We start from the raw sequence: 13,444 nt of genomic DNA, 5'->3' as shown, positions 1-13,444 counted from the left end.
TCAGCAAGCCGTCGGCTGTACCGCTGAGGTGATGAATGTCGAGCGTACTCATCGAAAATCCCTTTTTATTGACTGAAAGGAGTGCGTCAGAAAGCCAGTTGTTGCGTCAGTTGCAGCGCCGCGTTTTCCAGCCTGAGCAGAAAGGCCTTGCGCGGCTGCCCTCCACCATAGCCGGTCAGGGAGCCATCTGCACCGATCACCCGATGACACGGCACCACGATCGACAGCCGATTATGTCCGTTGGCCAGACCCACCGCACGGCTGGCACCGGGTTTGCCCAGTTGCGCGGCAATGGCGCCATAGGTGCTGGTGTGTCCGTAGGGAATTTGCAGCAGCGCCGCCCAGACCTCGCGGGCGAACGCGCTGCCTGGCAAGTGCAGCGGCACGCTGAACTCGCTGAGTTTGCCCGCGAAGTAATCTGCCAGTTGCGCCTCGATCTGCTGCAAATGCGCGTTATGCCCCGGTGCCACGGCGTAGCCATAACGGTTTTGCAGGGCTTCGACTTCGCGGGTCAATGCCGGCCGGTCAAGAAACTCCAGCAGCACCAGGCCACGCCGTTCGGCCATGGCAATCATTGGCCCCAGCGGGGTGGTCAGCCGCGTAAACAGCAACGGCTCGCTGTTGGCGGCGCGTCCCGGGGTGATGTGAAAGGATTTCTGAAAGGCGTCGCGAAAACCGCTGAGCGACTCGTAGCCAGAGTCGAACGCGGCGTGGTCAATCGAGGTGCCTTGTTTGATACCGCCCAGGGCCATGCCCAGTCGGCGCGTGCGCAGCCAGGCGTGGAAGGTCATGCTGAAATGCTGTTTGAACCAGCGCCTCAGCTTCAGCGGTTCGATACCTTCGGCCAGCAACTGTGCGTCGCTCCAGCGGCGCTCGGGGTCGGTGTCCACGGCGCTGAGCAGGCGCTGCACCCAGTCCGGGGCGACGGCCGCCGCGTCCAGCGGTTTGCAGCGCAGGCAGGCGCGATACCCGGCGCACAGACACTCGTCGGCGTGGGCGAAGAATTCGACGTTTTCCGGTTTCGGCTTGCGTGCCGTGCAACTGGGGCGGCAGAAGATTCCGGTGGTTTTTACCGCCGTGAAGAACACGCCTTCATAGGCAGTGTCGCGTTCAAGCATGGCGCGAACCATTTCGGCGTGGGGCGGCAGGACAGCGGTCTGTATGTTCATGGCTTGAGAGTAAATCCGCTTTGTCGATGGCTCCACCGGAAAATCGACAGTGAATTCCCGCAAGCTCTGAACTACTGTAGATGCGGGTGCAAGCTGCGATCTTTTCAGGTGTAAAGCAACCGTTCACAACCTGCGCCAACCCCATCGGAGTGAGGCATCGACTATGCACCCGTTTACCCTGCGCCACATCGACCATATCGTGCTGCGCGTCGCCGACTTGCAACGCAGCATCGACTTTTACCGCCAGGTCTTGGGCGCCGAGGTGGTCAGGCACAACGAGCCGCTGGGGCTGGTGCATCTGCGCGCCGGGACTTCGATGATCGATCTGGTCGACCTTGAGGGCGAACTCGGCCGCAAGGGCGGCGGTGCGGCGCAGGCGCAGCGGCGCAACGTCGACCACTTCTGCCTGCGCATCGAGCCGTTCGACGAAGCAGCGCTCACTGCGCACCTGCAATCGTTCGGGCTGGCGGTGGAAAAAGCCGCCAGGCGTTTCGGCGCCGAGGGTTACGGTTTGTCGCTGTACTGTTTCGATCCGGATGGCAATCAGGTCGAACTCAAAGGCGCCAGCGAAGCGCCAGATTGATGCCGGCGCGCTTCAGGAGGCATGCACCGTTGGTCTCTTGCATTGCACTCGACGCTTGCACGGCATTCCAAACAAGTCCGATCCACACTTTTTGGAGGCAGCCAATGAGCAACCCATCCAGCAGCGACAAACCGCTCGATGACACGGTCAATCCGAATGACGACGGTTTCGTCCTTGGCACCGCCGGGCGCGATGAAGACCCGAACGCCACCACCGACTGGGACCACGCCGGTGCCGGCGGCGATGTGATGACCCCGGCCGATAGTCGCGGTCTGCCCGGTTACCCCGGGGCTGAAAAAAACGACCCGACGCGGCCCGCGCCTGACACCCGTGTGCCGGCCAACGGCGATCCATCTGTGCAGAACGACACTGCCGATTGAGCCGGTTCGCGGACCGGTACACCCCAGGAGGCTTCCCATGAAAAATCCGATGCGCCCCTGTGCGCTGCTCGCGTTGACCCTCGCAATCGGTAGCGCCCAGACGTACGCCGCAGAAACCAAACGAGTCGATGTCATGCTGGTGGGCGGCGGCATCATGAGTTCGACACTGGCGGTCTGGCTCAGCGAACTGGAGCCGGGTTGGTCGATGGAAATGGTCGAGCGCCTGGACAAGGTCGCCGAGGAAAGCTCTAACGGCTGGAATAACGCGGGCACCGGCCATTCGGCGCTGGCCGAGCTGAACTACACCCCGGAGAAAGACGGCAAGATCGACATCACCAAGGCCGTGGAAATCAACGAGGCGTTTCAGATTACCCGGCAGTTTCTGGCCTGGCAGGTCAAAACCGGGGTGTTGAAAAACCCGCGCTCGTTTATCAATTCGACGCCGCACATGAGCTTTGTCTGGGGCGACGACAACATCCGCTTTCTGAAAAAACGCTATGAGGCCTTGCAGGCCAGCCCGTTGTTCCGCCCGATGCAGTATTCCGAAGATCCGCAACAGATCCGGCAGTGGGTGCCGCTGATGATGGAAGGGCGCGACCCGGCGCAGAAAATCGCGGCGACCTGGACGCCGATCGGCACGGACGTCAATTTTGGCGAGATCACCCGGCAGTTCGTTGGGCACCTGCAAAACCGCGACAATTTCTCGCTCAAACTATCGACGGAAGTGCGCGACATCACCCGCAACGACGACGGTTCATGGCACGTCGAGTACAAGAACCTCAAGGACGGCACGACAGCGGCCACCGACGCTAAATTCCTGTTCATCGGCGCCGGCGGCGCGGCATTGCCACTGCTGCAGAAATCCGGCATCGAGGAAGCGAAAGACTACGCGGGGTTTCCGGTCGGTGGCTCGTTCCTTGTAACCGACAACCCGCAAGTGGCGCAGCAACACATGGCCAAGGCCTACGGCATTGCCTCGACCGGGGCGCCGCCGATGTCGGTGCCTCATCTGGACACGCGGGTGCTCGATGGCAAACGGGTGATTCTGTTCGGTCCGTTCGCGACGTTCTCGACCAAATTTCTCAAGGAGGGTTCGTATTTCGATCTACCGGCCAGTACCACCCTGCATAACCTCTGGCCGATGGTGCGCGTCGGCGTGCGCGAATTCGATCTGGTGCAATACCTTGCCGGCCAGTTGATGCAATCGGACGACGACCGTTTCGCCGCGCTGCAAGCCTATTTCCCTCAGGCGAAGAAAGAAGACTGGCGGTTGTGGCAGGCGGGTCAGCGCGTGCAGATCATCAAGAAAGATGAGCAGCAGGGTGGGGTGCTCAAGCTGGGCACCGAGGTGGTGGCCTCGAAGGACGGCAGCATCGCCGCACTGCTCGGCGCCTCGCCAGGGGCCTCGACTGCGGCGCCGATCATGCTCGATCTGATGGGCAAAGTGTTCAAGGACAAACTGGCGTCTGCGCCCTGGCAGGACAAGTTGCGTCAGATTGTCCCCAGCTACGGCACGCGGCTGAACGAACACCCCGAGCAGGTCATGCAGGAATGGCGTTACACCAGCGAAGTGCTGCAACTCACGCCACCACCAGCCATTGACCCGGCGCAGCCGGTGAACCCGCCGACCCACATCGACGCGGTGCAGCAGAAACACCTGGACAGCGATCCGGATCTCAAGCCTTGACCTCGACGGGGCTGGCGCCGGGCGAACTTTTGTCCACCGGCGCCACTCTGACCTGGGTGACATGACGGTAGAAAAAACGGGCCATGTGGTCAGTTTGGGCGTTCGCCGTGATAAATTTGCCCGCGTTGCGCGAACCCCCAATGGCCCAGGCGGCCCCACCTAGAGCGACCTACATGCAAGTAAAGGCCCGTGAGGTTTATGTGCCACCGGTACTGCAGGATTTGCGCGCCGGTACTGCCGAACTGCATATCGCACTGGAAAAACGCCTGCCTTTTTTCTCCGACACCCTTGATATCAACGCTTTCAGGCGGTTGATGCAGGCCTATTACGGCTTTTATCAGCCGCTGGAGCAGGCGCTGCTCGACAGTGGCGTGATCCCCGACGATTTTGACCTGACGCCGCGCTTGAAGGCTGCAACCCTGTACGCTGACCTGCAGACGCTAGGCGCAGCGTCCACAACGCTGCCAATGTGCCGCGAGCTGCCGCTGATCAGCGCCAGCGCCGCCAGCCTCGGCGTGTTGTACGTGCTTGAAGGCGCGACGCTGGGCGGGCAGATCCTGCGCCGGGAAATCGCTGCGCGGCTGAATCTGGACGCCGACAACGGTGCCGCTTTTCTCGATATTTACGGCGCAGCCACCGGCCGGCGCTGGCGCGATTTCATCGAATACCTGGGCAGCCGCCCCCTGGACGCCGCCGAACGTGCGGCTGTCGTCGCTGCGGCACAAACCACATTCAGCTGTTTCGAGCGCTGGCTCGAAAGCCAGGAGGTACTGGCATGACCCCGCAAGACCAGGACGCTTTTGAAGAACTGCTGGCCAACTGCGCCGACGAACCGATCCGCTTTCCCGGCGCGATCCAGCCCCACGGTCTGCTGTTGACGTTGAGCGAACCAGCGCTGCAGATCATTCAGGTCAGCGCCAACGTCGAAACCCTGCTGGCGCGCACGCCGCAATCGCTGATTGGTCAGCCGCTGCACAGCCTGATCGGCACTGAACACACCGCGCAAGTGCTGGATGCTCTGGCGCAGTCGGCGTTTTCCGAGGCGGCGCCGTTGCATTTCGAACTCAATGGCACCGCGTTCGAGGGCCTGTTGCACCGCCATCAGGGTGTGCTGATTCTGGAACTGGAAATCCACGTCAAAAGCTTCCAGCCGCGCAATGTCGCCGGGATCAACATCCACCTGGGTCGCATGCTTCAGCGCCTGCAAGCCGCGACCACCTTGCAGGCCTTGTACGACATCAGCGTCAAGGAAATCCAGGCAATGACCGGTTACGACCGGGTGCTGATCTACCGTTTCGAGGAAGAGGGCCATGGCCAGGTCATCGCCGAAGCGTCCGACCCGTCGATGGAAGTGTTCAACGGCCTGTTCTTCCCGGCCTCGGACATTCCCGAGCAAGCGCGCGAGCTGTACCGCACCAACTGGCTGCGAATCATCCCCAACGCCGATTACCAACCGGTGCCGCTGGTGCCGAAGCTGCGCCCCGACACCCAGACGCCGCTGGACCTGAGTTTCGCCACCCTGCGTAGCGTCTCGCCGATTCACTGCCAGTACATGAAGAACATGGGCGTGCTGTCGTCCATGAGTATCTCCTTGCTCAAGGGCGACCGCCTTTGGGGCCTGATCAGCTGCGGCAATCGCCAGCCATTGCACGTGCCCCACGAACTGCGCATGGCCTGCCAGACCATTGGCCAGGTGCTGTCGCTGCAGATCAGCGCCATGGAAACGCTGGAACTGACTCGCCAGCGTGAAGCAAAGGTCGAGGCGCTGGCGCTGCTTAATCAGGCAATGATCGACTCGTCGCAGAGCGTCTTCGATGGTCTCGCGCAGCATCCCGCGACGCTGATGGCGCTGGTCGAAGCTGACGGCATAGCAATGATCGAAGACAAGCAGTTGCACCGTTACGGCAACTGCCCGGAGCCGGAAGAAATTCGTGCCCTGCACAAATGGCTACAGGCGCGCGACGAACCGGTCTTCGCCAGTCATCACCTGTCCAGCGTCTATCCGCCAGCGGCGCAGTATCAGTCAGTGGCCAGCGGTGTGCTTGCCATGAGCTTGCCCAAACCGGTCGATAACGGCGTGTTGTGGTTTCGCGCGGAAGTGAAGGAAAACATCAACTGGAGCGGCGACCCGCGCAAGCCGCTGGACCTGGAAAATTCCGACGCTGGCTTGCGTCTGCGCCCGCGTACCTCGTTCGAGATCTGGAAGGTCGAGATGGCCGGGATCTCGAGGAAATGGAGCCATGGCGACGTGTTCGCCGCCAACGACCTGCGCCGATCGGCCCTGGAAAACGACTTGGCCCGTCAGGTGCGGCGCGAGCAGGAAGCCGTGCGCGCCCGGGATGAACTGGTGGCGGTGGTGTCCCATGACCTGCGCAACCCGATGACGGTGATTTCCATGCTCTGCGGCATGATGCAGAAGGCGTTCAGCTCCGATGGTGCGCACACCTCGCGGCGTATCTCCACGGCCATCGACACCATGCAGCAAGCCACGGCGCGGATGAACACACTGCTGGAAGATCTGCTCGACACCTCGAAAATCGATGCCGGGCGCTACACCATTTCGCCGCAGCCGCTGGACGTCGGGCACATCTTCGAAGAAGCGCAGTCGCTGCTGACGCCGCTGGCGCAGGACAAGGACATCAGCATTTCCTTCGAGGCCGATCCCGACCTGCGTGTTCATGCCGATCCCGAGCGGTTGTTCCAGGTGCTGTCGAACCTGATCGGCAACGCCATCAAGTTCACCCCACGCCTGGGCACGGTGGGCGTGTGCGCCAAATCGGTTGGCAATGAAATCGTCTTCTCGGTGCGTGACAGCGGCGAGGGAATTCCCAAGGAACACTTGCCCCACGTGTTCGATCGCTACTGGACGATCAAGGAAGGCAACCCGACCGGCACCGGTCTCGGTTTGTACATCACCCAAGGCATCGTCGAAGCCCATGGCGGACATATTGTTGCCGAAAGCGAGCCGGGGCAGGGCAGTGAATTTCGCTTTACCGTGCCGCGTCTGGACTGACCCTTGTTGGTGGGGGCCTTGCTGATGGCGTTGGATCAGGCATTTATTGACTGATGGTGCTGGCGCCATCGCTGGCAAGCCAGCTCCCACAGGGTTTTGCGCTGCGCTCAGGATTGAATGACCCAGAGAAGATTCGCATCCTCAGGGGCATTTTCTTCAATACCGCAAATCCCCCGCTCGCTACCGTAGCCACCTCGTTCCTCGTTTGAAGCAGGTGTGCAATGAGTCTGATTCTTTCCATGGCGGCGTTTGCTCTGGCCGCGTCCATCACCCCCGGGCCGGTCAACATCGTCGCGCTGAGCAGCGGCGCACAGTACGGATTTCGCGCCAGCCAGCGGCACGTGGCCGGGGCGACGCTGGGGTTTGTGCTGTTGCTGGTGTTGATGGGGTTGGGGCTGCATCAGGCGCTGGAACTGTGGCCGTTCATGACCCGGGTGGTGCAGTGGGCCGGGGTGGCGTTCTTGCTGTTCATGGCCTGGAAACTCGCCACGGATGACGGTCAGCTGAACGCCAGCGAGGCAGGCCGGGCGCCATCGATGCTCTATGGCGCTGTCATGCAATGGCTCAACCCCAAGGCCTGGCTGGCCTGCGTCGCAGGCATGGGTGCGTTTGTCGCCGACGGCGAGACGCGGCTGGTCTGGCAGTTTGCGGCGGTGTATCTGGTGATCTGTTATCTGTCGGTGGGCTGCTGGGCCTATGCCGGGACGTTTCTGCGCGGGTACCTGAGCAATGCCGCGGGGATGCGCTGGTTTAATCGGCTGATGGCCTTGTTACTGGCACTCAGCGCGATGTATCTGCTGTTCACCTGATTGCCAGGCTAGGCACAAGCTACCGTGGGAGCGAGCCTGCTCGCGAATGCGCTGTGTCATCCTCCAGTTGCACTCACTGATCCACCGCTTTCGCGAGCAGGCTCGCTCCCACAGGGGGCAGGTGTTGGCTTTCTGATAGGGTATCAGCCGCGATACTGCCCCGGCGTCGCCGCCAGATGTTGCTTGAACGCCCGTTGGAAATGCGCCTGATCGGCAAACCCGGCCTGCAGCGCCACGTCGGCAATCAACTGGCCGCTGCGCAAGCGTTCGCGGGCAAACTGGATGCGCTGGTTGACCACAAACGCATGGGGCGTCATGCCGTAACGCTGCTTGAACGCGCGAATCAGGTAGGACGGCGACAGCTGCGCCGCGGCGCAAATAGCCTCAAGGCTCAGCACCTCGGTGCAGTGTTCGCGGATGAAATCGGCGGCGCGTTCAAGCTTGAAATTCGGCTCAGGGACAGGCTGCTCAACCGGATTCAGGCGTAACTGCAGATCGCTGAAAAACTCGACCGCCGCGCTCTGTTTGTGCAGCACCTCTTGCTGATCGTCAACCAGCGTTTCATACAGGGCCATCAGCCTGCCGAACAGCTCGGCGTCGGCCAGATGCGTATCGGAAAATCGCCGAAACTCCAGCTCAGCCGCAAAGCCCAATTGATGCTGCAGATCCGTCAGCCACGGCGTCTCGACATACAACATCACATACGACCACGGCTGATCATCGATCGGATTGCAGGCGTGCACATCGCCCGGATTCATCAACACCACAGTGCCCGCTGCCACTTCACACTGGGCGTGTTCATGCACATACGTGCTGCGCCCGGCGGTGATCGCGCCAATCGAAAAGTGCGCATGGGAATGCCGTGCGTAGCAGACGTCGCGGCCATCGGCGATGGCGCGCGCCTCGATGAAGGGCAGGGCGTCGTCGCGCCAGAAGCGCGGGGCTTTTTCGGGATTTCTCGCGGCGGCGTGTTTCATTGTTATCTTCCCGGCAGGTCAGCGTCCGAGTGTATTAGCTCTGGCCATCGAACGCTCGCTGCAGTTCGGCGAGGTCGAGCTTTTTCATCTGGAACATGGCCTGCATCGCCCGTTGCGACTTGCCTGTGTCCGGGTCTTGCAGCATGTGCAGGAACGCCACCGGCAGGATCTGCCACGACACGCCGAACTTGTCTTTGAGCCAGCCACATTGCTGAGCCTCCAGCGGTCCGCCGGCAGACAGGTTGCCCCAGAAATGGTCGATTTCTTCTTGATCCCGGCAATTGACCTGAAACGAGATCGCCTCGTTGAAGGTGAACACCGGCCCGCCGTTGAGCGCTGTAAACGCCTGGCCGTCGAGCTCGAAACTGACGGTCATCACCGCGCCGTCCGGTTGTCCGTGAAATTCCTCGCCGACCTTGCTGTAACGGGTCAGGCCAGTGATTTTCGAATGATCGAAGATCGAGCAGTAAAACGCCGCGGCGGCTTCGGCCTGATCGTCGAACCACAAGCACGGCGTGAGTTTTTGAAGGCGTTGCATGGTGATCATCCCCGGCAGATGAGAGGCTGGACTATCAGCGTAGTCATTCGCGCGCTGGCCGGTGATGCCGTAGATCGGCCCGTCGTGCAAGCGGACATCGCCTGCACGGCGGCGGCATCATTGGCGATTACTGCGGCAAGCGCAGCTTGTCCAGCAAGCGATTGACCAACAGCTCGTTCAGCATGATCAGCTGTTGCAGCGCCAGCAGTGGTCCGCGCGTCGGGCCGCCTAGCGAATTGGCGATATTGCCGGCCATGGCATTGGCCGAAGACAGCGATTCACAGGCCTCGACCAGCAGGGTCTCGTCATCCAGCGACGGATCGACGATGTAGAGCGGGCGAGCCTTGGGCGGTGGCGGCGGGACTTCCAGGGCTTCGGGGGTGAGGTAGTAATCGAGGGCGCGGTCGGTGGCTTCCTGGACTTTTAGCGGATCGAGCGCGGGGTCGTGGGGGATTGGCGGGTTGGGGGTTACTTTGAACATGATGAAACTCCTGCTTAACAGAATAAGGAGTCATCACTCTCGCTACCAAACGAGGGTGGCGACCATACGCAGGTTGGTAGACCGGTCTAAGCAGGAAACCCGGCGCTCCCGAAGGAGCCCCACGCATGGCCACCATGAACTGAGCCTCTATAGAGACTGCGTCTGGCGTCATAACGCTTAGAGACGGGCTACCAAACCCGATCACTGCTTTTTGTCAGTGACGGGCAAACGATAAAGCCAACCTCATAGCCGCGTAAGCCGGCGGATTCTGGCGTACACGTAGGTAACGACGCAAGGTGTTGTAGGCTGGGCGTCGTAACACTGAGTGTCTTTTAAACACCATCAAGAAATTGTGTTTATACAAGGTGCGAAGGAGATCAACCATGAACCCATACACCGGCGGCTGTCTGTGCGGCGATGTGCGTTTTCAAGCCAGCGGCCAGCCTTACCGCGTCGGGCTGTGCCATTGTCTCGATTGCCGCAAATTCCACGGCGCGCTGTTTCATGCCTCGGCGATTTTTCCCGAAGGCGCAGTGACCATCCGCGGCGCAACCGGTGAATACGCCGGGCGACATTTCTGCCCGCGCTGCGGCTCTTCGGTGTTCAATCGAACCGCCGATGAAATCGAAATCAACCTCGGCGCCCTCGACGCGCCGGATCAACTGCAACCCACCTACGAAAGCTGGACCGTACGGCGCGAATCGTGGCTGCCGCAGTTCCCATTGGCCAGGCATTACAAGGGTGATCGCCAAGGGCGCGGGCGTTCTGAGGGTTAGTTGCCGCAAGGGTTGGGCATAGCGGAATTTTTGTCGTACCCGCAAATCCCAGATACTCAGCAGATCCAATGTGGGAGCGGGCTTGCTCGCGAAGGCGGTGGGTCAGACGCAGCAGTTCTGAATGAACTCGCCCCTTCGCGAGCAAGCCCGCTCCCACAGTTTTTTTGTGACGCTCATAAATCCCGGGCGCTCGGCAAATCCAGTGTGGGAGCGGGCTTGCCCGCGAAGGCGTCCTGCCAGGCACCACATGGCTTTTGCATGACCGCTGGTCACAACGTCTCGCTTGCTGTGCAAATTAGGCTTTGCTGAAAGGGATAAGCACGGGCGTGCGTAGGCTTTGCGGCCACAGCAACGCCCCTTCAGCACACCGCGAGTCTGAGGAAATCCCCCCGATGCTGACCCTCAATATCAATGGCAAGGATCAAGACCTCGATGTTCCGGCGGACATGCCACTGCTCTGGGTCCTGCGCGATGTCGCGCACCTGACCGGGACCAAGTTCGGTTGCGGCATGGCCCAGTGCGGTGCCTGCACCGTGCATGTCGATGGCGCGCCGTTACGCGCCTGTATCACCCCGGCCACTGCGGTTGCCCACGGCCAGAAGATCCTCACCATCGAAGGCTTGTCTACCGACGGTTCGCACCCTGCGCAACAAGCCTGGGCTGAACTGGACGTGGTGCAGTGCGGTTACTGTCAGTCCGGGCAGATCATGTCCGCCGCCGCACTGTTGGCGAAGACCCCCAACCCCACCGACAGCGATATTGATCAGGCGCTCGCCGGCAATATCTGCCGCTGCGGCACCTATCCGCGCATTCGCGCGGCGGTCAAACGCGCTGCGCAAATCGGCTGATTCACTCTGTGGGAGGTAGACGATGAATCCTGTATCGCGTCGTGGGTTTCTCAAGGGCAGCGCCGTACTGAGCGGCGGCCTGATGGTGGCGTTCATGGTGCCCGTGGCCCATCGTTTTGCCCGGGCGGCGGAGAATGAAAGCAAGACCTTCGCGCCCAATGCGTTTTTGCGCATCGCGGCGGACAACAGCGTCACCGTGCTGCTCGGCCATTCGGAAATGGGTCAGGGCATCTGGACTGGCCTGACCATGCTGATCGCCGAAGAGCTGGACGCTGACTGGTCGAAAGTCCGCGTCGAACACTCGCCAGCCTCGGCGGCGGACTACGGCTTGCCGGCGTTTGGCGGCATGCAGATTACCGGTGGTTCGACTTCGACCTGGATGGAGTTCGACCGCTATCGACTGGCCGGTGCGACGGCGCGGCAGATGTTGGTGGAAGCCGCAGCGCAACGCTTCGGCGTGGCGCCGTCGGCGGTTCGCACCGAGTCGGGCGTGCTGTTCGCGGGGGACAAACGTGCTTCCTACGGCGAACTGGCCGATGCAGCCGGGAAACTGCTGGTGCCCGACCCGAAAACCATCACGTTCAAGCAAGCCAAGGACTGGAAAGTCATCGGCAAACCGACCAACCGCCTCGATACTCCAGAGAAAATCACCGGACGCGCCAAATTCGGCATGGACGTGCAGTTCGAGGGTCTGATGACCGCGATGGTCGCCCGTGCGCCGGTGTTTGTCGCCACGGTGAAATCCTTCGAAGGCGCCGCAGCGCTGGCGATTCCCGGTGTGCACAAAGTGCTGCAGGTGCCCAGCGGTGTCGCCGTGGTGGCCGAGCATTTCTGGGCGGCAAAGCTGGGCCGCGATGCGCTGAAGGTCGATTGGGATCTGGGACCACTCGCCGACATGAGCAGTGAAAAGCTGCTGGAGAGTTTCCGCAAACTGGCGACGACGCCGGGCACCACCGCCACACAGGCCGGGGACGCCAAGGCCGGTTTCGGCAAGGCCGCGAAGAAAATCGATGTCGAATACAGCGTGCCGTATCTGGCCCACGCGCCGATGGAACCGCTCAACTGCACGGTAAAAATCAGCGCCGGCAAATGCGAAATCTGGACCGGCACGCAATTTCAGACGCTGGACCAAATGGTTGCCAGCAAGATCACCGGCCTGAAACCCGAGCAAGTCGAGATTCACACCGAATTCCTCGGAGGTGGTTTCGGTCGGCGGGCCAACCCGACCTCGGACTTTGTCGCCGAAGCGGTGCAAGTGGCGAAAGCGGCGGGCCTGCCGGTGAAAACCGTGTGGGCGCGCGAAGATGACATTCGCGGCGGCTATTACCGTTCGATGTACCTGCATCACGCCCGAATCGGGCTGGGCGCCGATGGCCTGCCGATGAGTTGGCAGCATGTGCTGGTGGGCCAGTCGATCATGGCCGGGACGATGCTCGAGGCGGCGATGGTCAAGAACGGCATCGATGCGACCTCGGTCGAAGGCGTGGCCGACAGTCCCTACATCAAGGATCTGCCCCATCATCAGGTTGAACTGCACTCGCCGCAGACCGGCATCAATGTGCTGTGGCTGCGGTCGGTGGGACACACCCACACCGGGTTCGTCATGGAGTCGCTGATCGATGAACTGGCGACAGCGGCGGGCAAGGATCCGGTGGAATACCGGCGCACGTTGCTCAAGGCGCACCCGCGGCATCTCGGCGTGCTCAATTTGGCGGTGGAGAAGGCCAACTGGGGCGCACCGTTGCCGGACGGCCATGCCCTCGGTGTGGCTGTGCACGAGTCATTCGGCAGCTACGTGGCCCAGGTCGCCGAGGTGTCCCAGGACAATCTGGCGATTCGCGTGCATCGGGTGGTCTGCGCGGTGGACTGCGGCATTGCGGTCAACCCGCGGAGCATCGCCGCGCAGATGGAATCGTGCATCAGTTTCGGCCTCGGCATGGCGCTGCACAGCAAGCTCACCGTCAAGGACGGCGGCGTGGTGCAGTCCAACTATCACGATTATCAGGTGCTGCGGCTCAACGAAATGCCGGTGGTGCAAGTGCACATCGTTCCCAGCAGCGAGAAACCCGGCGGCATCGGCGAACCCGGTGTGCCACCCACGGCGCCGGCCGTGGCCAACGCGGTATTCGCCCTGACCGGGCAACGCCTGCGCGAGCTGCCACTGCAGCTGTCGGGGGTGTGAG

At 61.6% G+C, this 13,444-nt stretch carries 13 protein-coding genes; 9 read left to right on the top strand and 4 right to left on the bottom strand.

From position 1 onward, the window contains the following. Positions 1-86: 86 nt before the first annotated feature. Positions 87-1,169 (bottom strand): trifunctional transcriptional activator/DNA repair protein Ada/methylated-DNA--[protein]-cysteine S-methyltransferase, encoded by a 1,083-nt coding sequence (locus tag HU743_RS13555; protein ID WP_186649119.1) that lies wholly within the window; start codon positions 1,167-1,169, stop codon positions 87-89. 163 nt (positions 1,170-1,332) lie between these two features. Here HU743_RS13555 and HU743_RS13550 point away from each other — a divergent pair, with 163 nt between their 5' ends. The 6 genes from HU743_RS13550 to HU743_RS13525 all read left to right on the top strand — a co-directional run bounded on the left by HU743_RS13550 (position 1,333) and on the right by HU743_RS13525 (position 7,641). Continuing rightward, the gene (locus HU743_RS13550) at positions 1,333-1,752 is read left to right on the top strand and encodes a VOC family protein (RefSeq protein ID WP_186649118.1); all 420 of its coding nucleotides are present in this window, start codon (positions 1,333-1,335) and stop codon (positions 1,750-1,752) included. A gap of 104 nt (positions 1,753-1,856) precedes the next feature. Continuing rightward, the gene (locus tag HU743_RS13545) at positions 1,857-2,132 is read left to right on the top strand and encodes a hypothetical protein (RefSeq protein ID WP_186621494.1); all 276 of its coding nucleotides are present in this window, start codon (positions 1,857-1,859) and stop codon (positions 2,130-2,132) included. 37 nt (positions 2,133-2,169) lie between these two features. Further along, positions 2,170-3,819, top strand: coding sequence for a malate dehydrogenase (quinone) (gene mqo / locus HU743_RS13540; RefSeq protein WP_186621493.1), 1,650 nt, complete (start codon positions 2,170-2,172; stop codon positions 3,817-3,819). 173 nt (positions 3,820-3,992) lie between these two features. Next, positions 3,993-4,598: a biliverdin-producing heme oxygenase gene (locus tag HU743_RS13535; protein WP_186649117.1), complete on the top strand. Its 606-nt coding sequence runs from the start codon at positions 3,993-3,995 to the stop codon at positions 4,596-4,598. After that, complete coding sequence (locus tag HU743_RS13530) at positions 4,595-6,832, top strand: ATP-binding protein (RefSeq protein WP_186649115.1); 2,238 nt, start codon at positions 4,595-4,597, stop codon at positions 6,830-6,832. Before HU743_RS13535 ends, HU743_RS13530 begins: the two co-directional genes overlap by 4 nt. 221 nt (positions 6,833-7,053) lie before the next feature. After that, on the top strand, positions 7,054-7,641 hold the full coding sequence (locus tag HU743_RS13525; protein WP_186649114.1) for a LysE family translocator: 588 nt from the start codon (positions 7,054-7,056) through the stop codon (positions 7,639-7,641). Between the two features lie 143 nt (positions 7,642-7,784). On the opposite strand, the gene HU743_RS13520 is transcribed toward HU743_RS13525, so the two are convergent. The 3 genes from HU743_RS13520 to HU743_RS13510 form a co-directional block, all read right to left on the bottom strand. Next, a complete protein-coding gene (locus HU743_RS13520; RefSeq protein WP_186649112.1) occupies positions 7,785-8,618 on the bottom strand; it encodes an AraC family transcriptional regulator in 834 nt (277 codons plus the stop codon). Between the two features lie 34 nt (positions 8,619-8,652). Continuing rightward, on the bottom strand, positions 8,653-9,156 hold the full coding sequence (locus HU743_RS13515) for a VOC family protein (RefSeq protein WP_186649110.1): 504 nt from the start codon (positions 9,154-9,156) through the stop codon (positions 8,653-8,655). A gap of 127 nt (positions 9,157-9,283) precedes the next feature. Beyond that, a complete protein-coding gene (locus HU743_RS13510; RefSeq protein WP_186649108.1) occupies positions 9,284-9,637 on the bottom strand; it encodes a DUF6124 family protein in 354 nt (117 codons plus the stop codon). 383 nt (positions 9,638-10,020) lie between these two features. Here HU743_RS13510 and HU743_RS13505 point away from each other — a divergent pair, with 383 nt between their 5' ends. The 3 genes from HU743_RS13505 (at position 10,021) to HU743_RS13495 (ending at position 13,443) form a co-directional block, all read left to right on the top strand. Further along, positions 10,021-10,413 carry a GFA family protein gene (locus tag HU743_RS13505; RefSeq protein WP_186649106.1) on the top strand — a complete coding sequence of 131 codons (393 nt, stop codon included), beginning with the start codon at positions 10,021-10,023 and terminating at the stop codon, positions 10,411-10,413. A 392-nt stretch (positions 10,414-10,805) separates the two neighbouring features. Continuing rightward, positions 10,806-11,261 carry a (2Fe-2S)-binding protein gene (locus HU743_RS13500; protein ID WP_186649105.1) on the top strand — a complete coding sequence of 152 codons (456 nt, stop codon included), beginning with the start codon at positions 10,806-10,808 and terminating at the stop codon, positions 11,259-11,261. 22 nt (positions 11,262-11,283) lie between these two features. After that, positions 11,284-13,443: a xanthine dehydrogenase family protein molybdopterin-binding subunit gene (locus tag HU743_RS13495; RefSeq protein WP_186649103.1), complete on the top strand. Its 2,160-nt coding sequence runs from the start codon at positions 11,284-11,286 to the stop codon at positions 13,441-13,443. Position 13,444: the final 1 nt, after the last annotated feature.

The sequence above is a fragment of the Pseudomonas sp. SWRI99 genome (genome assembly GCF_014270125.1).
Lineage (GTDB): Bacteria > Pseudomonadota > Gammaproteobacteria > Pseudomonadales > Pseudomonadaceae > Aquipseudomonas > Aquipseudomonas hamedanensis.
This window is presented reverse-complemented; position numbering and strand designations above follow the sequence as displayed.